This is a genomic window from Pradoshia sp. Z3_51 (assembly GCF_058215915.1).
In genome coordinates this window covers 37,174-63,999 of sequence record NZ_JBZAJC010000011.1, presented here as the reverse complement: position 1 = coordinate 63,999, position 26,826 = coordinate 37,174, and the positions used below count along the sequence as shown (strand labels likewise).

The following is a 26,826-nucleotide window of genomic DNA, read 5'->3' as shown; positions in this document are numbered from 1 at the left end:
GATGGCAATTCTTAAGAAGGTTAAAGGTTTTTGGCTCTCTATTTTACTCTCATTCGTCTTGTTTATCGTGGTACAGGTTCTTATTTCAGGCGGATATTTAAATGCTTTTAATACTAATCTTATTGTGACAATTGGAATTAATATTATTCTGGCAGTTAGTTTGCATCTAATTATTGGAATTACGGGCCAGTTCTCGATTGGACATGCTGGCTTTCTGGCAATTGGGGCATATGCTTCTGCTGTCATGTCTATGATGCTAGAGGTCTCATTCTTATCTGCCTTATTAATGGGAGGGATTGCAGCGGCCTTGGTAGGCATGCTTATCGGGATCCCGAGCTTGCGTTTAAAGGGAGATTATTTGGCGATTGCCACTCTTGGGTTTGGAGAAATAGTTCGTATTGTTTTTCTTAATATGGACTCCGTTGGTGGGGCAAGAGGGATGATGGTCACGCAAATGACAACCTGGCCTTGGGTTTTTGCCTGCTTACTAGTGACCATTATCGTCATTCGGAATTTCACTAATTCTACTCACGGTCGTGCTTGTATATCTGTGAGGGAAGATGAAACAGCAGCTGATTCCATGGGTATTAACACAACCTATTATAAGGTGGCTGCCTTTGTCATTGGTGCCTTTTTTGCTGGGATTGCCGGTGGGTTATATGCTCATAACTTTTATATTATTAATCCGTCAACCTTTGGTTTCCTTCGGTCGTTTGATATTTTAATATTCGTCGTGCTTGGGGGATTGGGCAGTATGTCAGGTTCTGTGATTGCAGCAATTCTCCTTACATTAATTTCTTCCTTCCTATCAGATTATTCTGATACGCGGATGATTCTTTACAGTATTATCCTAATTGTGACAATGCTGTACAGACCGCAGGGATTGATGGGTACAAAGGAAATTACCTCATTTTTCAAAAGGAAGACAAAAGGAGGCATGAAGGATGCAAACCACCAAACCACTGCTTAAGGTTGACCAAATTGGAATTCATTTCGGAGGGTTAAAGGCTGTAGCAGATGTATCTATGGAGCTGTATCCCGGTGAACTGTGCGGCTTAATAGGACCGAATGGAGCAGGGAAAACCACCTTTTTCAACCTTTTAACTGGTGTGTACGTACCATCAGAAGGAACCATTCATTTAAACGACGATAAGCTTAACAAATTACCGCCTTATAAAATTACAAGAAAGGGAATTAGCAGGACATTCCAAAATATTCGCTTGTTTGGAGATTTATCTGTCATAGATAATGTCAAAGTTGCTTATCATTCACAGGCTAAACATTCTATGCTCAGTTCAATTATACGAATGCCTAATCATTTTTCGGGAGAATTGGAAATGGACCAAAAGGCTGTAGATTTCCTGAAAATATTTAATCTGGATTCTTATCGTGATGAAAAGGCCAAGAATCTTCCATATGGAATGCAACGCAGACTTGAAATAGCCAGAGCCCTAGCAACGGGTCCGCGGTTACTGCTGCTGGATGAACCGGCAGCGGGTATGAATCCGAAGGAAACAAGTCAGCTGATGGAGTTAATCAGCTTAATACGTGAAAAATTTGATTTAACTGTACTTTTGATTGAGCATGATATGCAGCTTGTGATGGGGGTATGTGAACGTATTTATGTACTTGATCATGGACAATTAATCGCACACGGTACACCGGATGAAGTCCGCAATAATCCTAAGGTTATAGAGGCTTATCTTGGCGAGGAGGTTTCCTGATGCTGAAGGTTGAAGATATTAACGTTTACTATGGAAATATTCAGGCATTAAAAGGTGTCTCTTTTCATATTGACGAAGGGGAAATTGTTACCTTAATCGGTGCAAATGGGGCTGGAAAAAGTACACTACTTAAAACTGTTTCAGGTTTACTTAAACCGAAGCAGGGTCAAATCATGTATCAGGGTAAATCCATAGGTGGAAAAGCAGCTCAAGTGATTGTAAAGCAGGGAATCTCACATGTACCAGAAGGACGGCGGGTTTTTGCCAATATGACAGTGGAAGAAAATTTACAGCTTGGTGCTTATTTACGTAGGGATCGAGCTGGGATTAAAGAGGATATGGAGAAGGTATTTGATCTTTTTCCAAGGATGAACGAACGTCTTAAACAGCCGGCAGGAACATTGTCAGGTGGAGAACAACAAATGCTCGCAATGGGAAGGGCATTAATGGCTAAGCCCAAATTGCTTTTACTCGATGAACCTTCCATGGGATTGGCTCCACTACTGGTTAAAACAATTTTCCTCATAATTGAAGAAATAAATAATGCGGGAACAACTATTCTTTTAGTTGAACAAAATGCTAATTTGGCACTATCGATTGCCAACCGTGCCTATGTAGTGGAGACCGGCAAAATCGTCCTCTCGGGTTCGGCAGATGAGTTAACCTCAAGTGAAAAAGTAAAGATGGCCTATCTTGGCGGACATTAAAGGTGAATCACTCCTCTGTAAACTTTTACAGGGGAGTTTTAGTTTTGTGTGGGTTACAGGAACGAGAGGATTGGATTAATTAGCCTAACATGTTGTCGATCGGGTTACTCGTTAAGCAATTGAGTCAGGCTTCATCCTAATAATTAATCAGATAATTGTAAAAAAATACACATCTATTCCACATTGTGAACAGGAACGTAATCTGTTATATTAGAATAACAATTAGATAGTACCTTATCATTCCGATGGGGTAGAGGCGCAGGATTCAAGAGTAAGCTATGTGAGGATGACAACAGAGAGCATGGCCGAAAGGGGAAACTGCCGAAGCAAGTTGATTAGTCAAAAATGAATTTGCTGGGGTTGTTTTAAATAAAAGCAACACTGTCATTATAAGAGGTTCTTATAATGAGGAGCTACAGGTCGTGATGGAGAAAGAAAAGCTGATAATGGGCTGCAGTAGATATTTCTCTATTGCAGCCCTTCTTTATTCTCTTTTTCATAAAAGGATAGAGCGCAAGGGTCAGCATACACGGCGAGTTCCCCTTATTTATTTGAAGGAGGAAAAAAGGAATGGAGTCGACAGTTTATACGCTTATTCCCCCACTATTGGCAATTCTAATGGTGGCTGTAACAAGGAAGGTTTTGCTTTCACTTGGTGCGGGGATTGTAGCATCAGCTTTAATGCTTACTGATTTTAATATTAGTAATACGTGTATCCTTATATGGGATGCGGTAAAAGGAATCTTTATATCAGATGGATCACTGAATGTATCCAATATATATATTATTTTATTCTTGCTCATCCTTGGCATCATTACGGCTTTCATTTCCATTTCCGGTGGGAGCCGTGCTTTTGGTGAATGGGCGATGAAGCATGTTAAAACAAGAGTTGGGGCTCAGCTGGTAGCTGCCTTGCTTGGAATACTCATCTTTATTGATGATTATTTTAATGCTCTGGCGGTTGGTCAAGTATCACGTCCGATTACAGATAGACATCAAATACAGAGAGCGAAGCTTGCCTATTTGATTGATTCTACCTCAGCTCCCATCTGTGTAATCATGCCAGTATCCAGTTGGGGGGCTTATATTATTGCACTGATTGGAGGAATTTTCATCACTCATGGGGTGACAGAATACAGTTCCTTATCAGCGTTCATTCAAATGATTCCAATGAATTTTTATGCGATTGCGGCGTTGGCAATGGTGTTCATTGTGATCTATCGAAATTGGAATATTGGTTCGATGAAAGTACATGAGGATAGAGCGGTAAAAGAAGGTATTCTTTATAATCCATCCAAGACAGTTCCAGGTGAATTAAAAGAAGATTTACCGAGAAGTACAACTGGAAGGGTTGGAGATTTGGTAATCCCCATTGTAACTCTTATTGTAGGTACAGCGGCTGCGATGCTTTGGACAGGTTATCAGGCAGTTTCTGGACATGCAACACTTCTCACCATTTTTGAAAATACTAATGTCACTAAATCATTGGTTCTGGGTGGTACAATCGGAATTATTGTAACGTTTATTATGTTTTTACGACAAGTTTTTATTTTGCATGGAATTTCTTTAAAGGTTTTCACAGTAGGAGTAAAACACGGAATCGGCTCCATGCTGCCAGCGGTTTATATTTTATTATTTGCCTGGACAATCGTTGATTTAATCGGCAGGCTTGGAACGGGCCAGTATTTGGCTGGACTTGTACAGGATTTAAACTTAAATGTATCCTTTCTGCCATTACTTTTATTTTTAATAGCCGGATTGATGACATTTGCTACGGGTACCTCATGGGGATCATTTGGTATACTGCTCCCGATTGCAGGAGAAATCACGGCAGCAACAGATATTTCGATGATATTGCCGGCAATGGCGGCTGTATTGGCTGGTGCGGTATTTGGTGACCATTGCTCACCGATTTCTGATACAACCATTCTTTCTTCTACTGGTGCCTGTGCGAATCATATTGATCACGTGATGACGCAAATCCCATATGCTTTAATCAGTGCGGGTATAGCTATGGTAGGGTATATTGTCCTTGGATTTACAGGAAGTACGCCGATGGGATTAATCACGGTCATTATCTTGCTGGCATCTTTTGTATGGGTATCTAAGCCCAAAAAGCAGGAGCAATTAGAAAACAGTATTATTCATTAATAGATAGGATGGCTGGATACCGGCCATCCTTTTCTTTTTGTCTCTTTAACTAATAATGTGATGTTTGAACCATAAAATGCTCTACTTAAATTTTTGTTGAAAAGGGTTAAAATTGTATTTCTCCTGTTATAAGACCTATATAAATAATTGCAATAAAAATGGCTAATATGGAAAGGGATATTTTATAAAATAAAGAAATAGATTTCAGACGTTTTTTTAACTTATCAGAAAGATGTAAAGTAAGGATTAGTATAGAAATTCCAATTATTATTGCTAGTAAATCCGTGTAAGTAAATGGCTTACTAATATAACTGTCTAAATAAAAATTAGTCAGGATAATCATGCCAATTAGTAGACATTGTATACCTAAATATTTAATAAGGTTCATTTTTATACTCTCTTCTTTGTAAAAAATTAGCTAAGATAAAAAATTGAAAAAGCTCCCATGATAATTGTGGGTTTCCCCCTTTCACTATCATGTAAAGAATTGATTTATTTTATCCGCACAAATTTCCTAATAGTAGTAATGATTATTCCGCATATCAAGGCAACGGCGATGAAGGTAATTAGAAAAAACAAAGGAGAACCAACTGTTCCAAAAGCCACTTCACTTTGTAGCATTTTTACATTTTCCCATTCATCTTTAATATCGGGTTTATAAGTCTTTATAGTTATATAGCCTACGATTAGGGATCCACCAATATAGATTATATGAATCACAAATGAAACAACCAATGATTGAATAATAGTTTTCATTTAAACACACCCTTAAGCACCTTGTATTTCCATTATAATCCATGTTGGTTATTTCAGTAAATAGGACATGTATAAAGTCTGGATAGAGTCTGAAAAACCCATCTGAAGTGTTTAATACATGAATAAAACGGATAAATATTATTATATTTATATAATAATTTACTATTCGGAGAGTTTTATAACTTTTAGGATAAATTTTATCAGGAGGGTGAGGAATCGTGAGAAGCAGTATTCCATTTAGGTCATTGGTATCTATTATCATGCCAAGCTATAATTCAAAGGTTTTTATTCGTCAAACCATAGAATCAGTTAAAAAACAAACCTATGAAAACTGGGAATTAATTATTGTTGATGATGCTTCGACTGACAATAGCAAGGATATGATAAAAGAGTATCTAATGGATGATTCCAGAATTAAATTAATTACCCTGCAGGAAAATGTCGGTCCGGGCAAAGCCAGAAACATGGCTATTCAGGCAGCCAAAGGACATTATATTGCCTTTCTAAACAGCAAAGATTTATGGGCACCGAATAAATTGGAAAAGCAGCTTGAATTCATGGAAGCGCATAACTTGGCATTTAGTTACACTGATTATCAGTTTATTGATGAGGAGAACCAAGCATATGAACCTGTTATTGAGATGCCGGTTCATCTTACATATCAAGATTTGTTAAGAGATACAACAGCTATTGGCTGCTCGACTGTCATGATTGATAAATATAAGGTTGGGAAAATTCAATTAGTACATAACCGAGATATTCCTGAAGACTTCGCCCTTTGGCTTTCTATATTGAAAAGAGGATTTAAAGCGAAGAGACTAAAAAATGTCTATGTTTATCTTAGAAAAAGCAATGATGTTTTGGAAAAAAACAATTACCAAACGGCATCAAGAATCTGGTCGTTATATCGCCAAGTAGAGAAATTAGGTGTTTTTGAATCTGCTTTCTGTTTTGTAAATTATGCAAAACACGAGGCGAAAAGAAATCGAAGCTTAAAAGAATAAGGGAAAAGTGACGCCTACTAAATAAGGGCGTCACTTTTTAAGTAAATAAAAAAATGCGATTTTTGTCGAAAAAAGGTTGAAATCAGGTGAACTTTCTGCTAGTATAATATTTATCTTCTTTGCGGGTGTAGTTTAGTGGTAAAACCTCAGCCTTCCAAGCTGATGATGAGGGTTCGATTCCCTTCACCCGCTCTTGAATTGTTAACAACGCAGTGTTTCGTAACTTAGGAGTACGAAGCATTGCGTTTTTTATATTTTGATAGTATTGCATTCTTGGCTCAGTAGATGGATGGCAGATTCCCCTCCATGGACTTGAATGAACATCTTGGATATCGCGCCCATCATTTGCTGTGCTTGTTCAATGGTGATTTCGGGATAAAAATAAATGATATGCAGTGCATCTGAAGTATGGTCATCCACACTTGTGCGTACAGAATCAACATACGGGCTACCAAAAGGGCCTATTTGATCAAAAGAACCTATAATACCCTCCGATTTATTTACACGGCCATTTAATCCCTCATAGGTATCCTCAGCAACACCAATTCGAAATTCTACATCACCTTTCACAGCTGATAAATCATATATTCCTAATGGACAAGTATATTGCAGGGAGAAAAAATTATTGAGAGCAATCGCTGAGTTGCCTGACGGCGTGTATGCTTCTTTTTTGACGCGTCTAAGTAAGGATTCTACTGAGGGACGGTAACGAGATGGATCACTTCCAGTTTGTTTAAATACTTTCCTCCATGATACAATCCCTTCGTATGCATTCAAGGATTTACTCTCTAGTTCAGTATGTAAATGTTCAATATAGAGCTGAAGGCGTCCTACTAGCATCGGGGGAATGGCATCAGCAACAATTCCTTGATAGCGGATAATACCGATTTTTACATCGCCGGCCTTTGCGAATAGCTGGCGATCTACATGAATTTGCATAAATTTACACCTCCAAAATGATTGGATATAGTTTACCATACATATAAAAGTTATTCATTTTCCAGAGAAAGGAGAGGCTAAGATGGATTTTCAAATACTCAAAGATGAGCTTATCGAATATAGCAAGACAATAGGGATTGATCAAATTGGATTTACATCAGCTGATCCTTTCCAGGTTTTAAAGAAACGACTGATTGATCAACAGAACCTCAATTTTGCATCGGGTTTTGAAGAGCCAGATTTAGATAAGAGGACTAATCCAAGAAGGCTAATGCCAGAAGCACAATCTATTATAGCTATTGCTGTAGCTTATCCATCTAAACTCAAAGATGCACCTAAAAGTAAAGTGGGGGATAGACGTGGCATTTTTAGCCGCTCTTCTTGGGGGCAAGATTATCACTATGTGGTGAAAGATCGCCTGAAGAAGCTTGAAGCTTTTATTTTAGAGCGCATGCCGAATTCTTATTTATCCTCTATGGTAGATACAGGTGAGCTGGTTGATCGGGCCGTAGCAGAGCGGGCTGGTATAGGCTGGAGCGGCAAAAATTGTTCGATTTTAAACGAAGAATTTGGTTCATATATGTACCTTGGCGAAATGATTACAAGCATTCCATTTCCTCCGGATACTCCAATGGAGGATTTGTGCGGAACATGTACAAAATGTTTGGATGCCTGTCCTACCGGTGCGTTGGTTCAAGGAGGACAGATTAATGCAAAGAGATGTATATCCTTTCTGACTCAAACGAAGGATATGATTCCTTATGAATTCAGAGATAAAATGGGTAACAGAGTATATGGATGTGATTCCTGTCAGACATCATGTCCTTATAATCGCCGTATAGATTTTCATAATCACCCTGAATGTGAGTCTGATCCTGAGTTGGCAAAACCTCAGCTGGTCTCCCTTTTAAGCTTGAGCAACCGCCAGTTTAAAGATAAGTTTGGCAGTGTTTCAGGTTCTTGGCGTGGGAAGATGCCCATTCAAAGAAATGCGATTATCGCATTGGCACATTTTAAGGATTCAGAAAGTGTTGCTTCAATTAAAGAATTGCTGCAAAAGGATCCTAGGCCTGTTATCAGAGGTACAGCAGCATGGGCGCTTGGAAAAATAGGTACCGAGGAAGCAATGGCTGTATTAAAGGATTGTTTAAAAGAAGAGACCGATCAGATGGTAGTGGCTGAAATAAATAATGCCTTAGAACGTCTTATGTTACCGGAGTAGCTTTTTACTCCGGTTTTTTGTATGTATTTTAGTCATTCATCATACTTTTTAGAGAAGGAGTGGATGAATGGATGAAAGAGAAACTGCAAAAACTGGTCGAGGAGAGGATACAAAAACTCAAAGAGAATACATCCTCAAATAAGACAGATAATATGGAAACCTTATTGAAGAAGCAGGAAGGCATGCGTAAACGCAATGGAGAAATAGTGAAGGTCATGGCAAAAGGGCATGTGAAAAAAATCAAGGAGCGGGAAGATGTCGTCGATGCTATATATGAGACTCATTGGAAGCTTGTAATGAAGCAAGGGACACAATTTTACATGGAAGAACATGTGGAGCTTCGTAAAGCTTCCTTTAAAGAAACTAAACTCTTGATAGATCAGAAATTAAATGTTAAGCCTCAAATAATGGAACAAGACCTCCTGAGGAGTTTAGATCTTACTTCCTCGCGTGCCAAGATTGCCTATAATCGGTTAAAGGCGGTTCAATACGCCGAGAGATGGTGGAATCCCTTTAATCCCACCTATCCACAATTCACCGATGATTGTACGAATTTTATATCTCAATGTTTATATGCCGGTGGTATACCGATGTGGGGTAAACCTAATCGTTCAAAGGGGTGGTGGATAGAAGGAAAAAGCAATTGGAGCTTTAGTTGGACAGTGGCACATGCTTTTATGCTCATGTTAAAGGCAGCTTCTTGGACGAAGGAAGTAAAGAATCCTTCCCAATTAATGATTGGAGATATTATTTGTTATGATTTTGAAGGGGATGGCAGGTTTAATCATAATACGATTGTGACCGGAAAGGATGAATATGGCTACCCTTTGGTGAATGCTCATACAACGAACAGCCGTATGAGATACTGGAATTATGAAGATTCTACTGCCTATACGCCTAATATCCAATATAAATATTTTCATATAATAACGAATTAGGTCTTCCATTTTTGGAAAAAGAGAAATAGTGTTATAATGAAGGCTGCTTATACTAACCAGAGGTGAGGAAAAGTGTCTTTACATATTGTTTTATACCAACCATTAATCCCGGCAAATACGGGGAATATTGCCCGTACATGTGCAGCTACAGATACAACCCTGCATTTAATCCGTCCTTTGGGCTTTTCCACTGACGATAAAGCTTTAAAGCGTGCCGGCCTTGATTATTGGGAGCATGTAACTATTATTTATTATGATTCAATTGAAGATTTTTTTGAAAAGAACAGTGGTGGGGAGTTCTTTTATATCACAAAATTCGCGAAGAATTATCATAGTGATATCTCATATGAAGATACCAATAAAGATTACTACTTTATCTTCGGCCGAGAAACGACAGGTCTGCCAAAGCATTTATTAGAGGAACATCCTGAAAGAGGATTGCGTTTACCTATGAATGATACTCATGTTCGTTCGCTTAATTTATCGAATACAGCAGCAATTGTTATCTATGAAGCTTTACGCCAACAAAATTATATTCATTTGACATAACTTCTCTTTCTAGAGAAGTTTTTGTTTTATAAAGAGTTAAACAAAATTTTAGATAACACTTCTATAATTTGTTATATTTGTACTACGTTATAAAGGAGCTGAGTCCAGTGAATGAAACGATTAACCTATTAAATAATCACCGATCGATTCGTAAATTTAAAGAAAAATCTCTCTCAAGGGAGCAGGTTGAAACAATTATAAGTGCAGCCCAGTCTGCATCCACATCGAGTTTTGTTCAAGCTTATTCAATCATTGGGGTCAGTGATCAAAGTAAGAAGACACAATTAGCGGAGCTGGCAGGTGGACAATCGTATGTTGAACACAATGGATATTTTCTAATGTTTTGCGCCGATTATCATCGCCATAAGTTGGCTGCTGATATGGAAGGTATGAATATGGATCACAATCTGGAAAGCATGGAAACATTCATGATTGCGTTAATTGATACAGCCTTGGCTGCACAAAATGCTGCTATTGCAGCTGAGTCTATGGATCTTGGTATTTGTTACATCGGTGGTATACGGAACAATATCGAAAAGGTATCTGAGCTTTTAAAATTGCCTGATCGTGTTATTCCACTCTTTGGAATGGCTATTGGCTATCCAGATCATGAATCTGATCTTAAACCGCGCTTACCGCTGAAAGCAGTCTTTCATGAGAATGAATACGAGGACAAGCAAGCAGAACTCGAAGAATACAACGAAATTATCTCTGCTTACTATAATGAGCGTACAAACGGATTGAGAAAAGATAGATGGACAGAGCAAGTCGTTGGTATGTTAACTAGTAAACAACGTGAATTTATGATGGATTTTGTTAAATCTAAACACTTTGCGCTCAAATAAATAAAAACACAAAATACCCCTCACTTTTATCTCAAAGTGAAGGGTATTTTGTGTTTTGTTGCTATGGGACATGATTATTTTAGTCTTTGTTCCTTAATGCAGTCGTTTCAGCTTTTTAGTTAATCCAGCTTCGACGGCTAGAAGCTCAGGACATAAGCATGGTCTCTGCAGGAGGAAGAACACCTCCTTCCGAGCCCCTGTCTTATGCTCCTCGCGGGCCTACACGATGTAGGTCATGAAGACGTTGCCACAGGACGTGGCGTATTTAGTCTTCGTTCCTTAATATAGCCGTCTTAGCTTTTTAGTTAATCTAGCTTCAGGGCCTAGCCGCTCGAGACATAAGTGTGGCTGCTACGGGAGATAAAAGCGCTCTCCCTACGCACCTCATCTTATGCTTGTCGCGGCTGATCAAGGCCCTTCAGCTTTTTAGTTAGTTTTATCATTGTAGCCGCCGGTGAAGATGGCTGCGAGGAATGCTAGGGATACGGCAATAATAATGGCAAGTTTCATTGGATGATCCTCCTTGTATGAATGCTTTGGAAAAAGTATACCATATAAGTTAATTTTTTCTCCACTAAGAATATTTTAGAAAATTATAAAATGGTAATTCATTATGGATTCTTAAGGGGCTTACACATGTTTGCCTATATACGTGCATACAGTATTAGTAGCAGCTGAATCACAGCTAGGGGAGGATTAATACTGAATGGATATCATTAAAAAAATAGAACAATTTAGAGAAGAAGAGGAAAAGCTGAAGTGGGAAGGGACATTCGGTGATTATTTGCAATTATTAAAGAAAACACCCTTAGTAGCTCAATCAGCTCATTCCAGGGTTTACAACATGATTAAGGATGCAGGTGTAGAAATTGTTGATGGGAAGAAAAAATACAGCTTTTTTAAAGATGAATTATTTGGCCTCGAGGAGTCACTTGAGCGCCTTGTAGAGGAATATTTTCATCCAGCTGCTAAACGATTAGATGTGCGAAAACGTATTTTGCTACTAATGGGGCCTGTGAGTGGTGGTAAATCGACCTTAGTAACGCTTTTGAAACGCGGATTAGAACGATATTCACGGACGGATCGGGGAGCGATTTATGCGATAAAGGGTTGCCCGATGCATGAAGATCCATTGCATTTAATACCGGCACATTTACGTAATGATTTCTTTGAGGAGTATGGAATCAGGATTGAAGGTAATCTTTCACCTCTAAATTTGATGAGGTTGGAACAGGAATATGGTGGCCGTATTGAAGATATGCTGGTAGAAAGGATATTCCTCTCAGAAGATAAGCGGATTGGAGTAGGGACATTTAGTCCATCTGATCCGAAATCACAGGACATTGCAGATTTAACTGGAAGCATCGACTTTTCTACGATTGCTACGTATGGGTCTGAGTCCGATCCGCGCGCCTATCGATTTGATGGTGAATTAAACAAAGCGAACCGCGGGATGATGGAATTCCAGGAGATGCTGAAGTGTGATGAAAAATTCCTGTGGCACCTGCTTTCTTTGACTCAGGAGGGTAATTTTAAAGCTGGCCGATTTGCGTTGATTAGTGCCGATGAATTAATTATAGCGCACACGAATGAAACGGAATATCGCTCCTTTATTTCCAATAAAAAGAATGAAGCCCTGCATTCTAGGATTATCGTAATGCCAGTCCCTTATAACCTGAAAGTATCCGAGGAAGAAAAAATCTATGAAAAAATGATTCATGACAGTGATGTATCGAATGTTCATATTGCTCCGCATACTTTAAGGGTTGCAGCCATGTTTACTACTCTTAGCAGATTAAAAGATCCAAAAAAAGGCGATATTGATCTTGTTAAGAAAATGAGGCTATATGATGGAGAAAACGTGGAAGGCTTTAATTCTGCAGATGTAGAAGAATTGAAGAAGGAACATTCGGATGAAGGGATGGGCGGCATCGATCCGCGTTATGTCATTAACCGAATATCTTCAACTATTATTAGAAAAGAAACACCTTCCATTAATGCACTGGATGTATTGCGTTCCCTAAAAGAAGGATTGGATCAGCATGCTTCAATTACAGCCGAGTTGAAAGAACGGTATATGAATTATATCTCACTTGCACGAAAAGAATATGATGATATCGCGAAGAAGGAAGTACAGAAGGCATTCGTTTATTCCTATGAGGAATCAGCCAAAACCTTGATGAATAATTATTTGGATAATGTGGAGGCATTCTGCAATAAGTCAAAACTTCGTGATGTCCTAACAGGTGAGGAAATCAATCCTGATGAAAAATTAATGCGATCTATTGAAGAGCAAATCGGAATTTCTGAGAATGCTAAGAAAGCGTTTAGGGAAGAAATCTTAATTCGAATTTCTGCATATGCCCGTAAAGGAAAGCGATTCGATTATAATTCTCATGACCGTTTACGGGAAGCAATACAGAAGAAACTGTTCGCTGACTTGAAGGATGTCGTTAAAATTACAACCTCCTCTAAAACTCCAGATGAAAGTCAATTGAAGAAAGTAAACGAGGTAGTTGCCAGATTAATAGATGAACATGGATATAATTCTACCTCGGCAAATGAGCTTCTGCGTTATGTAGGCAGCTTGTTGAACAGATAAGTATTGACGAAGGAGAGCTATCTTACATGTCGAGGTATTCGACTTGTAGATAGTTCTTTTTAGGTTGCTTTCTGAAGATTAATGAGGGCACCTATCTTAGGTTAGCTGAAATATCGGGGGTATCGGCTGGATAAAAGACTAGTTTGGCCGGATTATGAGGAGAATCGGCTGGAAAAGGCTAAGATTGGCCGGATACAAAGTTAAAACGGCTGAACGAAGGCTCAGTCTAAGTATTCTCTATGGCTTTAAAATGGGAAAAAATGTTTATTGGGTTGATAGGATGGGAATAGGTCTTATGAGGTGATAGTGATGAAAAAAGACGAAAAGGCAGATACAATCGCTGAAAGTCTTGCTGAAAATGGCTCGATGGCACCGGATCTTGAAGAAATGAAGAACCTTGGAAAACAGATGGAGCACCTAAGGACAAATAAAGAATTATCCAAAGAATATAATAAGCAGCCTGATCCTGTTCAACATGAGGAAGAAGAGGCAGAAAATAAATAAATAGTAGTAGTTTTACAAAACGCTTGGTAAATGGCATCTCCCATTGTATATTCTGTTTGACAGTAGGGGAGATTACTAAGCGTTTTTTTCTTTTGATTAGATATATAGCCTAACACCAAATCGTTGGTTCGGTACATAGAGGTGAAGGGAATCTGGATACTTGGTCAATTTTTAAGATAAATTACTCTTTGCGTTCAGCTTCCATATTTAGCACTTCTCCATAATATTCAGGATAGTAATTTCCCTTTTAATAACTCTCAATGGCTTTATCTGAACCTTAATGTTAATACTTACTAAACTATTCTCAGTAATAAGGATGGTTATAGATTCTATAATTCCAAATGACAAGGGGATAAGCAAAACTTTGTCTTATTTTAAGAATATTTTGGCAATAAATTGTAGTTTACGCATAGGATAGAGTAATCAAACATTAAATTCTAAAAAAGACTATTTAACATCTAGAGTATTATGATAAATGTGTTATAGGAGGGGGAAAAACGATGTCGGATAAGAACAATAGCCATCAGTTCGCCATTTCAAAGGAAGATTGGGCCCTCCATCGAAAAGGTTTTGATGATCAGCAAAGACATCAGGAGAAAGTACAGGAAGCGATACGTAATAATCTACCTGATCTAATAACAGAGGAAAGCATTATTATGTCCAATGGAAAGAATGTTGTGAAAATCCCGATACGCTCTCTTGATGAATATAAGATTCGTTATAATTATGATAAAAACAAGCATGTTGGTCAGGGAGATGGAGATTCCCAGGTTGGAGATGTAGTAGCAAGAGATGGAAGTGGACAAAAGGCGCCAGGAAAAGGAGGAGAAGCTGGAGATCAGGCAGGAGAGGATTATGTTGAGTCTGAAGTTTCTTTATTGGAAATAGAGGAAGCCTTATTTGCAAAATTGGAATTACCGAACTTAAAAGAAAAGGAACAGGGAGATCATACCATTGAGCATTACGAATTCAATGATATTCGTAAAACAGGTTTAATGGGAAATGTGGATAAGAAGCGAACGATGATTAGTGCATTTAAAAGAAATGCACTGGGTGGCAATCCTGGATTTACACCTATTTATCAAGATGATCTTAAGTTTAAAACATGGAATTCAGTTGTGAAGCCAGAATCTAAAGCAGTCGTTTTGGCTATGATGGATACTTCTGGAAGTATGGGGCTTTGGGAAAAATATATGGCACGTAGCTTTTTCTTTTGGATGACACGTTTCTTGAGAACGAAATATGAAACAGTTGACATCGAATTTATTGCTCATCATACAGAAGCAAAGGTGGTAGACGAAGAGGATTTCTTTTCTAAAGGTGAAAGCGGTGGGACGATTTGTTCATCAGCCTATCGGAAAGCATTAGAAATAATTGAACAAAAGTATCCGATGGAACGCTATAATATTTATCCTTTTCATTTTTCGGATGGTGATAACTTAACTTCAGATAATCCTCGTTGCATAAAACTTGTGGAAGAATTGATGGAAGTATCTAATATGTTTGGGTATGGTGAAGTTAATCAATACAATCGTAATTCCACATTAATGTCCGCATATAAAAATATTAAAGATGAAAAGTTTCAACACTATATATTGAAGCAAAAGGCAGATGTCTTTCATGCTTTGCAGTCATTCTTTAAACCAGAAAGTATGATTCATTAAAGTATGTTTCTCTTTAAGGAGTAAATAATTAAATTGCTTAGTATAAAGACGCTAGGGTATTTATCCTCTAGCGTCTTCTGATTTAACTGGACTTCTTGGTATTACTATTTTTTGTTTTATTATAAATTGCTATTGTCACATAAATAAGGATCAAAATGAGTTGACCGGCCATGGTTTCAACTGTTGGATAAAAACCAATTTGATTGAACACGGGTAATTGGTGAATGACGGTCGTCGGCAATATATTGGTGAGCTGTAATGTATGAATGCTTGAACCGATGATTTTAAATGCCAATACATAGATGAAAATGGTGGCTACAAAGAAAAATTTATGCACTTGGATTCGTACACTCATTTTGAATAATATAAAGGCAACAAGAGCCAGAATGGCTAATGCAATGATAATACCGAGGGTAAAATCAAACATCGGCATGTTGGGGGCAATACCCACGTAAAAAATAATAGTTTCCGCTCCTTCACGGAAAACAGATAAAAACGATACAGTAGCCATGGCAAACACAGATTGTTTTGAGATGGCCTGTCCCATTTGCTTCGATAAATAAGAGTTCCAGGATGCAACATTAGATTTGTTATGAAGCCATCCCCCGACCCCAATCATCATGGCAGCGGCAATTAGTCCGACATAGCCCTCCAAGATTTCGCGGCTCGTATTAACGGTCAATGAATTAAAGATGAACGATAATGCCACAGCGGCTACTGCAGATACAAGGACCCCTAAAAGAGCACCCATATAAATCCATCGAGCCATGTGCTCCTGATTCGATTTCTTCAGGAATGATACGAGTACCATAATAATAAGAAGTGCTTCCAAACCTTCACGTAATAAGATCAATGCAGAATCCCAAAAAGTATAATCGCTATCTTCCTGCAATAATTGGATTTCTGTTTTGAAATTAGATAATTGGTTAGTGATCGAATCTGTATCTATAGTATCCTTCGTTAATTCACTGACCAGAATTGGTAAATCACTTTCCAAGTTTGTATATAAGGAACTGTTGCGGGTAGAAACCTCCATTTCAATGTTCGGCCAAACAATAATGAATTCTGTCAAAGCATCACTGGCCTCGTCAAACTTTTCCATATCAATTGCCTGCAAGGCATCATCAATATGATTAATTAACGTTTGGAGTGAGTAACTTCCTTCTTCAACAGCAATATCTTCACCTGCCAAAAATTGTTCAATGGACGCTTTAAACGCTGCATATTGACTTGCTACAAGGGGTAAGTCTGGGTCTTCGCTTGCCAATGTGATGCGGATAAAAGCTAACTGTGTTTCAATTTGTCCATACATACCTACACTTTGATCACGTACAGGCTGTTCGTATTGATTCCATTTTCCATTAAGAACATTGTATGCTGGTAGAATCTTTTCATAGTCGTCCGTGGCTAATGCTTCTTCAAATTGCCTCATAAAAGGTGTATACTTCGTTTCAAACTCTTTCCGTTCTGCTTCCTCATCAACTGGATTTTCAAGTTTTTCTAATTGAGAAAGAGTTGTTGATAGCTGCATGATTGTCTTAACCCGTTCTTCTTGTGTTGAAGATTCAAGTACCGCGTTTAGTGCATCATCAACAGCTCTTTTTGCTTCCTTCTGTTCGGAAGTCACCGATGCCCAATTTTCTGCAAACTTATCTATAGCTTTTTGGGTTTGTTCGTCATTTCCTTGCTTTGCATTAATTAATGCATCACTAATTGATATGTAAAAAGAGCTGTAGGATGTTGCAGCTAAAGCTGGCAAAGCTACAAGCATACAAACTAGAAAACTACAAATTTGTAAAAAGCGCTTCACCTAAATAACTCCCTTTTTCAACACCAGGGAAGCAGGCAAAAATGGCGCTGCCTCGATGTGTAATATATTCATTTAATTTATCGTTACGGCCTAAACTATTTTGAATGTCGATAAATTGTTGCGGATGTTTTTGGAACGAGATAAACAGTAAGCCAGCATCATAAGCCCCGGTGTTTGACATAATGCCTGAAGAATAAGAAAAAGAACGGCGGAGAATCTTTTGCTTTGCTAATCGTGCAAGATGGACATGGGATGTTTCCGGAACAATGTAGTTGCCATTTGCATCTTTCTCTAATTCATTAAAATCGTCAAATTCATCTTTCTTACCGAATGCCGCTCCGCTTTCACGATAGCGGCCAAATGTTGCCTCCTGCTGATGTAAGCTGGTCCGATCCCATGTTTCCAAATGCATTTGAATGCGACGATAAACCAAATATGTTCCATTTACCAGCCAACTTTTCGATTCACCGGATTGAATCCATACAGAATCATTATATTCACTGTTTTTGGCAGGATTAACCGTACCATCTTTAAATGCAAATAAGTTGCGCGGTGTACTTCCATCGCGTGGAATGGCATTAAAACCAGATTGAGACCATTTGCTTCTGACCTTCCCGTTTGCCGCACGAACCAAATTCCGTACGGCGTGAAATGCTATTTGAGGATCATTGGCACATGCTTGTATGCAAATATCTCCGCCATTGTATGCTTCATCTAATTGATCTTTTGGGAAATGCGGCAAATCCATCAATTCTTTCGGCCTTAAATGCTGAATGTTAAGATTTTTATTATCGAATAGAGAAGGACCAACCCCAAACGTTATAGTTAAGTTAGAAGCATCGATTCCCATCGCTTCACCAGTATCAGTGGGAGGGATGTGACCGTTAGTGGAAGGTTCGACGATTTGTTCACCATTCATTAACCGAACAGTAAGAGATGTCCACAATTTAAATAATTGGCGCAATTCCTCTTTTGATTCTACTAAAACGTCCAATGCGGCAAAGTATATATGGCCTTGTAAAGGGCTTGTGATACCGGATTGATGGCGTCCATAAAATGCAATTTTGTTTTTTACAGACTGGTTATCATCCAAGGAAGGTTGCAACTCATAGCCTAAAGCATTCATCGTGGAACCCAATCCGCTTGCACCGATAACCATTCCTGTTGCTCCGATGCTAGTTAATTTCAACATCTCGCGTCTTGTCATTTTGTTAGTAGACAACGATACTCACCCTTATTCTAAAATGATCCCCATTTGGCTCAATGGTTCACCTAGTTGATTGACGGCTGTGGCTAATGCATTTGTATCTTTTTTCGTCAATTCATTGTATGATACATAGCCGCCATCAGCTGTTTCATATTTTGATAATAATTCATCGAGCTTAGCGAATTTCTCTTCTAGTGTAGTGACCAAGGCTTCATCTTTTGCTTCGATTTTATCATGTAAAATCTCGAAGATTTTTTCTGCCCCTTCAATATTTGCTTTAAAGTCATAAAGGTCTGTATGTGAGTAAATTTCTTCTTCACCTGTAATTTTTGAAGTGGATACTTCGTTCAATAAATCAACAGCACCAGTAATCATTAAATCCGGTTCTACTTCGACTGTTTGTACTAATGCATGCAATTCCTTTGTATCAGCTAATAATTGATTCGCGACTTCTTCATAACCCTTAGTTGTGTTTTCAATCCATAATGCATACTCAAGTTTATGGTAGCCAGTCCATTCTTCTTCGCCTTTGCCTTCTTCCTGGATATCAGCCAGACGGCCATCAATGCGTGGATCTAAGTCACCGAAGCTTTCCGCGATTGGCTCAGAGCGTTCAAAAAACATGCGCGCTTCAGGATATAATGCTTTCGCGGTTTCGATATCTCCATCCAGGAACGTAGTAACAAATTTTTCAGTTTCGACTAGAAAAGAATCCATTTGTTCCAAAGCGAATGTTTTATAAGTATCCGTTTCGGTTTTCAAGTCGGCAACAGTTGTTTTAGTCGATGTTGTTTGGTCTGCCGGTGTTGCAGTGGAAGCTGTTTCTTCTTCTGTACCGCATCCAGCTAATAGTAGGGAGGCTGATAAAACAGCTGCTGACATCATATTGAATTTTATAGACTTAAATTTCATAATTTGTAACCTTCTCTCTAGAAATTGTTATTGTAGAGATAATAAAATCCTTCTTAGTGTCCTACCCAGCCAATTTTTGAAGTAATGAATAATTGATATACATATTAGATTGATTAGACCGAGTTATTAATAATACTTTTTTATCTATTCAAAAATTAAATGTGATAGATAAGTAGGAGAATAAGGATGATTGTCATTATCTGCTAGTATACAAACTATATGATATTGATAATCATTATCAATTGTCAATTCAAAGTTTAAAAATAGGACTTTATACATGTCATAAAAATATTTTCGACAAACGTCATTAAAAAATATATTAGAAAATTATCGAACTGAGAATCATTATCATTGACAATGATTCTCAGTATTGCTAATATTTAAACCGCAAATGACTGATATATGGTTATTTATGTATTGAGTGATGTACATGTCATCAGGTTGATTAGGAATTTTAGGGAGTAAGATCGAAGAAGTAAAAGGAGGAAGATATCTAGTTTCAAGAAAAATTTTCTGAAAATACATAAAATTTTGTGACTTAAGATCTATTTACACGAAAAGAGGAGTTTAAAGATGGGGAAAAAGTTATTCAAAGGATTAACAGCAGCTACAGTGGCGTTCACATTTGCTATGCCGCTTGGGACAGTTTCAGCTAAAACAGTGCAAAAGACCCAAGTTGAGGTGCCTGCTATCGGCACTGCCAACAATGGCCAATTGATAGAATCAGAGGGGAATACAGCAACGAATGTATCTTATGGTGGGAAAGCTAGTGAAGAACAAATAATCGTGAAATATAAAGATGAAAAAAGTTCTGCCAAATCCGTGGAGAAAGTTGAACAATTGGGTGGAGAAGTGGTAGAGACTACGGATGAAATGGCTCTTTATAAAGTGTCGGAAGAAAATGTTGAAACTTCGATCGAAAAGCTAGAAGAAATGGATAATGTGGAATTTGTTGAAAAAAACACAATTTATTCAATTGAGGGTACAGTTAATGATACATACTTTGACAGTCAGTGGAACTTAGAAGCAATCAATGCTCCAAAAGCTTGGGAAGCAGTAGAGAACACAGATAGAGATGACGTAGTAGTGGCTGTCTTGGATACAGGTGTCCAAAGCTCTCATGAAGACTTGGAAGGCCGTGTGTCGGAAGAAGCTGCCACTTTCGTTGATGGATATGAAGAAACATTCGCATGGGACGATAATGGCCATGGAACCTTTGTTTCCGGCATTGTTGCAGCAAATTCCAATAATGAGAAGGGGATTGCTGGGGCAGCAGGCAACAACAACGTTAAAATTTTACCGGTTAAAGTCATGAGTAAATCGGGTGTTGGTGATGCTTATAATATTGCGAGAGGAATCCAGTATGCAATAGAGAAAAAAGTAGACGTCATCAACTTAAGTTTTAGCGGAGAATATAGCGAATCGGTCGATAAAGCTATACAGCAAGCCCATGAAGCGGGAATTGTTGTTGTAGCTGCTTCAGGTAACGGAGGCGGAAATGCAGATGTTTCGTATCCTGCAGCATTACCGAACGTTATTTCAGTTGGTGCCATTGCCGCCAAAGACCAAGTGTATGCGGGTTCTAACTATGGTAGTACGCTGGATCTTGTGGCTCCTGGTGTAAGTGTTTTGAGTACATCGATTTCAGGGGATTTAGGCGATGAAAATGGTCATTACAAAACAGGTACCGGTACTTCTTATGCAGCACCGCATGTAGCAGCGGTAGCAGCACTATATAAATTGAAAAATCCAGAAGCGAATGTAACGGCAGTAGAAGAAGCATTATCAACGACAGCTGTTGATATGAATACGGATGGGTTTGATGAAAAAACTGGCTATGGAAAAGTCGATGCATTAGCTGCTTTATCTGATGATGTAACAATCTCTCCCTTATCCTTTACTTTGCCAAAAGCGAATGCAACTGTTATTGGTAAAACAGCTATTCAAGCAGAATTAAACAATGTAACAGACGTTGTAAGTACAAAGTTTTATATTGATACAACGGATGAAACCAACTTAATCGGCATTACCGAGGGTAAAGCCTCGTCCACTGTTTCTGTAGAATGGGATACAACGCAGGTTGCCGATGGTGAACATAAAATCATAGCTGTTACATATGATGAGAATGGAAATAAGATTACTCAAGCTGAGCGTTCTGTAAAGGTTCTTAACGAAGCGCAATCCGGTTATATGTTCAGTGTGAAAACACCGAATGATACTGTCGCGAAAGGCGCGGCCGTTCAGTTGTACGAAAAAGTGAAAGCGAAGGATGGCGAGTATTCTTATTCATCACTTTGGTCCGGTGCAACAGACTCTGAGGGAGTTGTTCGTGTACCTAGTCATGTCGGTACAGATTTAAAAAAACTTACAGTTGTCGTTCAAGGAAAATTTGATTCCGAAGAGGGTAATGCATGGTTCATGTATTCACGTGAAGTAAACAGCAGCGGCACAGTGGAGTTGGCTAGTGAAAACACGCAAGCGGTATCATTGAAAACTCTTGGTGCAAATGGTGAAAACGTTGAAGAGGCACAATACTTCATTAAGATGAAAGATGAAGAAGGATTGGATATTACTGCCGATACAGCAATCAATGAAGAAAATGCAACAAAGTCCCCTGTTGTGTATTTGGATAAAGGTGCATACAGTCTTTACTCTTATTATAAACAAGATGGAGACACGTACTTTTTAACAAACTCTGATGCTTCGATTACGAGTAAAACATCGTCATTGGTCTTTGATAGTCATGAAACCGGTGAAATCGCTATCGATAATTCAGACGGAAAGCTTGTAAATGCAGTACTTTACTTGGATAACGAAGATGTGTCTGAAATTTTTGGTACATCTGAAGTATTAACAGGCCAAAAATTTTTCGTAACAGCTGGTGAATATGATTATATTGTCGATGCAGAGGTCAAAGATCCTGATGGCGGTGAAAATTGGATTTATGTTTTAACGAATGATGACCAAACCGCTGTGGTTGAAAAAGGCGGAAAAACATCCATTAAAGCTGGTGGATCGCTTGAAATCAGTGAATTCCTACCGGATCAAGAGTCATTAAAACGGTATTATGCACAACGCGGATTGACATATATTGAGCGTACAAGTCCATATACGGCTTATAAGTTAGATGGCGCAATTTATACTAAGCAAGTATTCTCTGATGAATACGGAAATATGTTAGTCGGGATGTACCGTGGTTCGGTAGACCCAACAAACGCATTGTACAAGAAGAATGTTGAAACTGGCGAAACGGTCATTATGGATGAGGAAAATACCGTAGCTGCTATAAACTTTGGTGACCTTTATCCAGTTTATCAAGTAAAGAGGGTTTCGGATGGCGAAATCATGTTAAATAGTTATACGAAAAACCCTACAAACCCAGCTAATCGTAGTTATTATTTTTATTCCTTCTGGGTACCGAATAGTTCAAAAGTGACAAACGGTGAGTATGAGCTTTCATTAACATTGGATTCAAGCCCGCTTGCACCGAATGGTTTGAATAAGGCAATGACCATCGACATGCAAGATTCAGGTGTCAATGTAACATTAAAAGATGATCAAGATCAAAATAAAGCAACATACGTGACAATCAATCGAGTGGAAAAAGACGAACATGGCGAATATCAGTGGGTACAGGCATTTGGACGGAATTCAGATTCTACAACGAAGGTATTATCCGTTCCTTCAAATCTTGAATTGAGTCAAGAGGAAAATGGAAACGTTGCAATCATCCGGTACACAACATCGACTGGTGAGTTTGCGTATTTGTTCCGTCAATTTACTGATCTTGAGGAACTTTCTGTTCCGATAACCATCCCTGACAATATGCAAAAAGTCTCCATCTCTGCAATGGATGGCAGTGAAAAACTGGATAATGTTTCTTCGAAGCTTTGGATGATTAAAAAGCCTGTTGAAGTAGATGGCGTAACCGTATATCCCACAGCAAACAACTTGCAAAGTTACAAAAAAGAAGCGGTTTACTTAGAGCCAGGTTCATTTGTCATCGAAGGCAGCTATGTTACCCTGCCAAATGCGGATGGTGAAAAATCAAACTATTATTTCTTAGAAAACGATGTAGAAATCAAAGCTGACGATGAAAATCAAGTTATCTTCAATACGGAAGAATTAGCGGAAATTAAAATCGATGCAAATACTGAAGACTTCAAAGATGTTCGTGGAGCTATATTGTATCCATACAATCAATATAGCTCGGCATTTACAAAAACATTGCGAGTTGGCCATAAATTCTATGTGCCAGCTGATATGGAAATGGACTTGCAGGTACAGCTTGGTTATGGAGATCCAGAATCAACTGATTATATCTGGAATTACTTTTTATATAAAGGTACACAAACATTCAGCGCTGATGAAAAGGTAAACTGGAAGGTAGGCGGCCAATTCAAGGCTTCCATTGCTTTAAAGGATAACAAACTGAAGCAAGGTGAACCTTTATCTGCCGATACATCCATTCAAGATGAATATGGAAATACCATTAGTTCGGTAATTGTGAATAAGACGTCTGATTATAGCATCGCGGAAAATCAGGAGATTGTTTATGAACGTTTGGCGAATGGGCAAATCGTCGAAAAAGTGGGGACAACAGACAGTGGGAAATACCAGATAACTCATAGTGGTGTAACTGAAGCCAGTTCGGAAAGTGTAAAACCATTACTGCGTATATATAATAAAAAAGGTGAAATAGTAGTGGAACAATCCAATCTGGATTTCTATCAATCTGTTGAAGACTTACCATTATCATTGAATACAGGCAGATATCGAGCTGAATTAGCGATGGCAGCAAGCCCCATGGGACCAATAACATCAAGTGAGAAGGAGGGATTATTTAAGGTTACAAAGAAAAAATATCCTCCAACCACTAAACCAAACGGGAACTGGTCAAGTGAAGATTTAACAGCCACTATGACTAAGAAGAAAAATGGTTTCTCGTTTACTTTTACAGAAGAGCAGTTGAATACAATCAAGGCATCGGATGTGGGAAAGGTAACATTAGTCACAAATACCGGTGTAAAGATTCAGGTTGATACAAGTGAGTTTAAAGAAAAATATGCAAATACTTTAACAATGAGTCTTTCATTGAAAAAAAACCGACTGATCTTTGGAGCTTCTACAAATGGTAAGAGCATTCACTTCTCGAACTATGTATTCATTAGTCTGCCTCAAGAAGAGCTTTCCGCTCCTCTTGAGAAAATAGTCATTTTACGTGAAGGACGAAAAGGAATTGAAGTGGTTCCTCACATTGTGACCGATGAAGGCATCGTGCTAAAAGTAAAACAAGGTGGACAATTCAAAATAAGCACAAACAAAAAACCTTTTCATAATAAACGTTCATAAAGAGTATATTGAAGGAAGCGATTGATCTTAGGTCAGTTTTAACATTTTTGTTTGAAACAAAAGGCTGAATTTCATGTAAAGAGAAGTTTCTTTAAAAAAGAGATGGAGAGTATAGGTTTGATATAATAAAAAAGACTGACGTTATGGCAGATGAAAAATCTCGTGCCTTGCGTCAGTCTTTTTTATAAGTTAATTATTTTATTTCCATCATTGCAACAAGTTTCTTGGATAGTGCTAAAAGAATTAGACCGAAGAAAATTGCTACACCGCCGATAAGGGCGAATACTTCAAAATATCCAAGTGATTGTGTTACAGCAGCTAATTGTCCAGCAATAATGTTAGCGACACCAGAAGAAGCTAACCATACACCCATTAGCAAGGACGCTAATTTAACTGGAGCAATTCTACTTACAAGGGAAAGTCCTACTGGAGATAAGAACAATTCACCCATTGTATGAAGGAAGTATGTTACCACGATGAACATGATACTTGCTTTTTGTTGAATGCTTGCAGCATCATTACCTGTTTTGAAAATTGCAAATAACAATACGATATAACCTAAACCTAGCGTAATCATACCCATTGCCATTTTAGTTGGAACTGGGATGTCACCACGTTTGGAACTTGCAAGTTTAACCCATAATGCAGATACAATTGGTGCCAAGAGTACGATGAATAATGGGTTAAGTGATTGGAACCAGGATACTGGCACTGTCCAACCGAATACTTCACGATCTACAAAGTCTTTTGTATATAGAGTTAACGAACTTCCAGCTTGTTCAAAACCAGCCCAGAAGAAAACAACAAAGCAAGTAATGATAATGATTACCCATGTACGTTGTTTCTCACTGCGTGTTAATGGAGCATTGGATTTTTCTTTAGATTCTTTTGTTGCAGAAACTGCTGGGCGTTTACCAGCATCACCTAAATATTTGTTAGCCAATAAGTTAAATAGTAATTGACCAATGATCATACCAATTGCTGAAATTAAGAAACCATATTTGTAGCCATAGGTCATAACACCGTCAATTGTCTTAGTAAATAAGTCTTCCGAAACAAAACCGATGACTAATGGAGCAAAGAAAGCACCAACATTTATACCCATATAGAAAATTGTATAACCTGCGTCACGGCGAGATTCATTGCCTTCATATAATTGGCCAAGCAATGTGGAAATATTTGGTTTGAAGAAACCATTACCAGCGATTAATAGAGCTAAGCCAATGTATAAGAATGTTTGGCTTTGATGGGCGAACAACGCGATATTACCTAAAGCCATCAAGACCCCACCAATCGTGATGGACAGACGGTGACCTAAATAGCGGTCTGCTAACCATCCACCGACAAGCGGCGTGAAGTAAACAGCACCAGTGTAGAATCCATAGATACTGAGAGCTGTTTTATTATCAATCCCTAATCCGCCACTGACTAATTCAGTAGTTAAATAGAGGATTAAAATGGCACGCATGCCGTAATAACTAAATCTTTCCCACATTTCTGTTAGGAATAAAAGATATAATCCAGGAGGATGCTTTTTCTTGCCAAGCTCCTGAGCTTGAGTGTTAACTGACATCTTTATTTCCTCTCCTTATTTCATTTCGCATAAACATTATTTTAAAAAAATTTTAACTAAATAACAATAGTTTTTTTAACGCTTTAGCGAAGTAAAAAGATTCATAAATATTCAATAATTATTAATTTTTAAATAATGTTTTTACACATAGTAAGCTGAAGATATGAATATGAGAATAACTTTTTTGTATATAAATACATTGGTTTGTAAATCTATATTAACATAAATAACTATATTAAAAAAGTGTTTAATCGGATTCAGGAAAATAAAACTATTGGAAATAAATTTACAAATAAAGTATTATTAGGGAAATGGATGTGTGATATAAATAATTTGGTGTAATAGGATTACGTTTTCCTATAAAAGG

General features: G+C 38.1%; 19 protein-coding genes, 1 tRNA gene and 1 riboswitch. Of the genes, 14 read left to right on the top strand and 6 right to left on the bottom strand.

All coding sequences use genetic code 11. From position 1 onward, the window contains the following. The first annotated feature begins 1 nt into the window (after position 1). The 4 genes from AC4BHA_RS15980 to AC4BHA_RS15965 all read left to right on the top strand — a co-directional run bounded on the left by AC4BHA_RS15980 (position 2) and on the right by AC4BHA_RS15965 (position 4,582). On the top strand, positions 2-970 hold the full coding sequence (locus tag AC4BHA_RS15980; protein ID WP_066102793.1) for a branched-chain amino acid ABC transporter permease: 969 nt from the start codon (positions 2-4) through the stop codon (positions 968-970). Next, positions 945-1,724, top strand: a complete 780-nt coding sequence (locus AC4BHA_RS15975) for an ABC transporter ATP-binding protein (protein WP_066102791.1) — start codon at positions 945-947, stop codon at positions 1,722-1,724. The genes AC4BHA_RS15980 and AC4BHA_RS15975 overlap by 26 nt, the downstream gene beginning before the upstream one ends. Then, positions 1,724-2,431, top strand: coding sequence for an ABC transporter ATP-binding protein (locus tag AC4BHA_RS15970; RefSeq protein ID WP_490558909.1), 708 nt, complete (start codon positions 1,724-1,726; stop codon positions 2,429-2,431). The genes AC4BHA_RS15975 and AC4BHA_RS15970 overlap by 1 nt, the downstream gene beginning before the upstream one ends. Before the next feature lie 243 nt (positions 2,432-2,674). Continuing rightward, a riboswitch (Lysine riboswitch) is annotated at positions 2,675-2,855 on the top strand. A gap of 146 nt (positions 2,856-3,001) precedes the next feature. Further along, positions 3,002-4,582 (top strand): Na+/H+ antiporter NhaC family protein, encoded by a 1,581-nt coding sequence (locus AC4BHA_RS15965; protein WP_490558908.1) that lies wholly within the window; start codon positions 3,002-3,004, stop codon positions 4,580-4,582. A gap of 492 nt (positions 4,583-5,074) precedes the next feature. Here AC4BHA_RS15965 and AC4BHA_RS15960 read toward each other — a convergent pair whose 3' ends face one another. Beyond that, positions 5,075-5,338, bottom strand: coding sequence for a hypothetical protein (locus tag AC4BHA_RS15960; protein WP_066102780.1), 264 nt, complete (start codon positions 5,336-5,338; stop codon positions 5,075-5,077). A gap of 218 nt (positions 5,339-5,556) precedes the next feature. Here AC4BHA_RS15960 and AC4BHA_RS15955 point away from each other — a divergent pair, with 218 nt between their 5' ends. Together AC4BHA_RS15955 and AC4BHA_RS15950 are read left to right on the top strand one after the other, a co-directional pair. Next, positions 5,557-6,342: a glycosyltransferase family 2 protein gene (locus tag AC4BHA_RS15955; RefSeq protein ID WP_077247997.1), complete on the top strand. Its 786-nt coding sequence runs from the start codon at positions 5,557-5,559 to the stop codon at positions 6,340-6,342. A 121-nt stretch (positions 6,343-6,463) separates the two neighbouring features. Beyond that, positions 6,464-6,534: transfer RNA gene (locus AC4BHA_RS15950), tRNA-Gly, on the top strand. A 57-nt stretch (positions 6,535-6,591) separates the two neighbouring features. Here AC4BHA_RS15950 and AC4BHA_RS15945 read toward each other — a convergent pair. Next, positions 6,592-7,281 carry a B3/B4 domain-containing protein gene (locus tag AC4BHA_RS15945; protein ID WP_140462311.1) on the bottom strand — a complete coding sequence of 230 codons (690 nt, stop codon included), beginning with the start codon at positions 7,279-7,281 and terminating at the stop codon, positions 6,592-6,594. An 82-nt stretch (positions 7,282-7,363) separates the two neighbouring features. On the opposite strand from AC4BHA_RS15945, the gene queG reads away from it, so the two are divergent. The 7 genes from queG to yhbH all read left to right on the top strand — a co-directional run bounded on the left by queG (position 7,364) and on the right by yhbH (position 15,605). After that, on the top strand, positions 7,364-8,503 hold the full coding sequence (gene queG / locus AC4BHA_RS15940) for a tRNA epoxyqueuosine(34) reductase QueG (protein WP_490558907.1): 1,140 nt from the start codon (positions 7,364-7,366) through the stop codon (positions 8,501-8,503). 71 nt (positions 8,504-8,574) lie between these two features. Continuing rightward, a complete protein-coding gene (locus tag AC4BHA_RS15935) occupies positions 8,575-9,441 on the top strand; it encodes an amidase domain-containing protein (RefSeq protein WP_490558906.1) in 867 nt (288 codons plus the stop codon). A 72-nt stretch (positions 9,442-9,513) separates the two neighbouring features. Further along, positions 9,514-9,990: a tRNA (uridine(34)/cytosine(34)/5-carboxymethylaminomethyluridine(34)-2'-O)-methyltransferase TrmL gene (gene trmL, locus AC4BHA_RS15930; RefSeq protein ID WP_066102772.1), complete on the top strand. Its 477-nt coding sequence runs from the start codon at positions 9,514-9,516 to the stop codon at positions 9,988-9,990. 107 nt (positions 9,991-10,097) lie between these two features. Beyond that, positions 10,098-10,835, top strand: a complete 738-nt coding sequence (gene nfsA / locus AC4BHA_RS15925) for an oxygen-insensitive NADPH nitroreductase (RefSeq protein ID WP_066102767.1) — start codon at positions 10,098-10,100, stop codon at positions 10,833-10,835. 706 nt (positions 10,836-11,541) lie between these two features. Continuing rightward, positions 11,542-13,437, top strand: coding sequence for a PrkA family serine protein kinase (locus AC4BHA_RS15920; protein WP_066102762.1), 1,896 nt, complete (start codon positions 11,542-11,544; stop codon positions 13,435-13,437). Between the two features lie 309 nt (positions 13,438-13,746). Then, positions 13,747-13,941, top strand: coding sequence for a hypothetical protein (locus AC4BHA_RS15915; RefSeq protein ID WP_066102759.1), 195 nt, complete (start codon positions 13,747-13,749; stop codon positions 13,939-13,941). Between the two features lie 500 nt (positions 13,942-14,441). Next, positions 14,442-15,605, top strand: coding sequence for a sporulation protein YhbH (gene yhbH, locus AC4BHA_RS15910; protein ID WP_066102758.1), 1,164 nt, complete (start codon positions 14,442-14,444; stop codon positions 15,603-15,605). Positions 15,606-15,687: 82 nt separating this feature from the next. On the opposite strand, the gene AC4BHA_RS15905 is transcribed toward yhbH, so the two are convergent. Genes AC4BHA_RS15905 through efeO form a run of 3 tightly spaced genes read right to left on the bottom strand, consistent with a single transcriptional unit; the run spans position 15,688 to position 19,534 of the window. Beyond that, positions 15,688-17,415 carry an FTR1 family iron permease gene (locus AC4BHA_RS15905; protein WP_148631174.1) on the bottom strand — a complete coding sequence of 576 codons (1,728 nt, stop codon included), beginning with the start codon at positions 17,413-17,415 and terminating at the stop codon, positions 15,688-15,690. Further along, positions 17,390-18,622 (bottom strand): iron uptake transporter deferrochelatase/peroxidase subunit, encoded by a 1,233-nt coding sequence (efeB, locus tag AC4BHA_RS15900; protein WP_066102869.1) that lies wholly within the window; start codon positions 18,620-18,622, stop codon positions 17,390-17,392. Before efeB ends, AC4BHA_RS15905 begins: the two co-directional genes overlap by 26 nt. A 27-nt stretch (positions 18,623-18,649) precedes the next feature. Continuing rightward, positions 18,650-19,534, bottom strand: a complete 885-nt coding sequence (gene efeO / locus AC4BHA_RS15895; RefSeq protein ID WP_175354246.1) for an iron uptake system protein EfeO — start codon at positions 19,532-19,534, stop codon at positions 18,650-18,652. Between the two features lie 573 nt (positions 19,535-20,107). Here efeO and AC4BHA_RS15890 point away from each other — a divergent pair. After that, on the top strand, positions 20,108-24,886 hold the full coding sequence (locus AC4BHA_RS15890; RefSeq protein ID WP_490558905.1) for a S8 family peptidase: 4,779 nt from the start codon (positions 20,108-20,110) through the stop codon (positions 24,884-24,886). 193 nt (positions 24,887-25,079) lie between these two features. On the opposite strand, the gene AC4BHA_RS15885 is transcribed toward AC4BHA_RS15890, so the two are convergent. After that, complete coding sequence (locus tag AC4BHA_RS15885; protein ID WP_077247996.1) at positions 25,080-26,459, bottom strand: peptide MFS transporter; 1,380 nt, start codon at positions 26,457-26,459, stop codon at positions 25,080-25,082. Positions 26,460-26,826: the final 367 nt, after the last annotated feature.

Excerpts from the sequence above, each read along its gene's own strand:
- AC4BHA_RS15970 (WP_490558909.1), top strand. The coding sequence starts at position 1,724 with ATGCTGAAGGTTGAAGATATTAACGTTTACTATGGAAATATTCAGGCA.
- AC4BHA_RS15890 (WP_490558905.1), top strand. The coding sequence starts at position 20,108 with ATGGGGAAAAAGTTATTCAAAGGATTAACAGCAGCTACAGTGGCGTTC.
- efeO (WP_175354246.1), bottom strand. The coding sequence starts at position 19,534 with ATGAAATTTAAGTCTATAAAATTCAATATGATGTCAGCAGCTGTTTTA.
- AC4BHA_RS15885 (WP_077247996.1), bottom strand. The coding sequence starts at position 26,459 with ATGTCAGTTAACACTCAAGCTCAGGAGCTTGGCAAGAAAAAGCATCCT.
- AC4BHA_RS15935 (WP_490558906.1), top strand. The coding sequence starts at position 8,575 with ATGAAAGAGAAACTGCAAAAACTGGTCGAGGAGAGGATACAAAAACTC.
- AC4BHA_RS15960 (WP_066102780.1), bottom strand. The coding sequence starts at position 5,338 with ATGAAAACTATTATTCAATCATTGGTTGTTTCATTTGTGATTCATATA.
- efeB (WP_066102869.1), bottom strand. The coding sequence starts at position 18,622 with ATGACAAGACGCGAGATGTTGAAATTAACTAGCATCGGAGCAACAGGA.
- yhbH (WP_066102758.1), top strand. The coding sequence starts at position 14,442 with ATGTCGGATAAGAACAATAGCCATCAGTTCGCCATTTCAAAGGAAGAT.
- AC4BHA_RS15915 (WP_066102759.1), top strand. The coding sequence starts at position 13,747 with ATGAAAAAAGACGAAAAGGCAGATACAATCGCTGAAAGTCTTGCTGAA.
- AC4BHA_RS15965 (WP_490558908.1), top strand. The coding sequence starts at position 3,002 with ATGGAGTCGACAGTTTATACGCTTATTCCCCCACTATTGGCAATTCTA.
- AC4BHA_RS15980 (WP_066102793.1), top strand. The coding sequence starts at position 2 with ATGGCAATTCTTAAGAAGGTTAAAGGTTTTTGGCTCTCTATTTTACTC.
- AC4BHA_RS15945 (WP_140462311.1), bottom strand. The coding sequence starts at position 7,281 with ATGCAAATTCATGTAGATCGCCAGCTATTCGCAAAGGCCGGCGATGTA.
- queG (WP_490558907.1), top strand. The coding sequence starts at position 7,364 with ATGGATTTTCAAATACTCAAAGATGAGCTTATCGAATATAGCAAGACA.
- AC4BHA_RS15920 (WP_066102762.1), top strand. The coding sequence starts at position 11,542 with ATGGATATCATTAAAAAAATAGAACAATTTAGAGAAGAAGAGGAAAAG.
- AC4BHA_RS15975 (WP_066102791.1), top strand. The coding sequence starts at position 945 with ATGCAAACCACCAAACCACTGCTTAAGGTTGACCAAATTGGAATTCAT.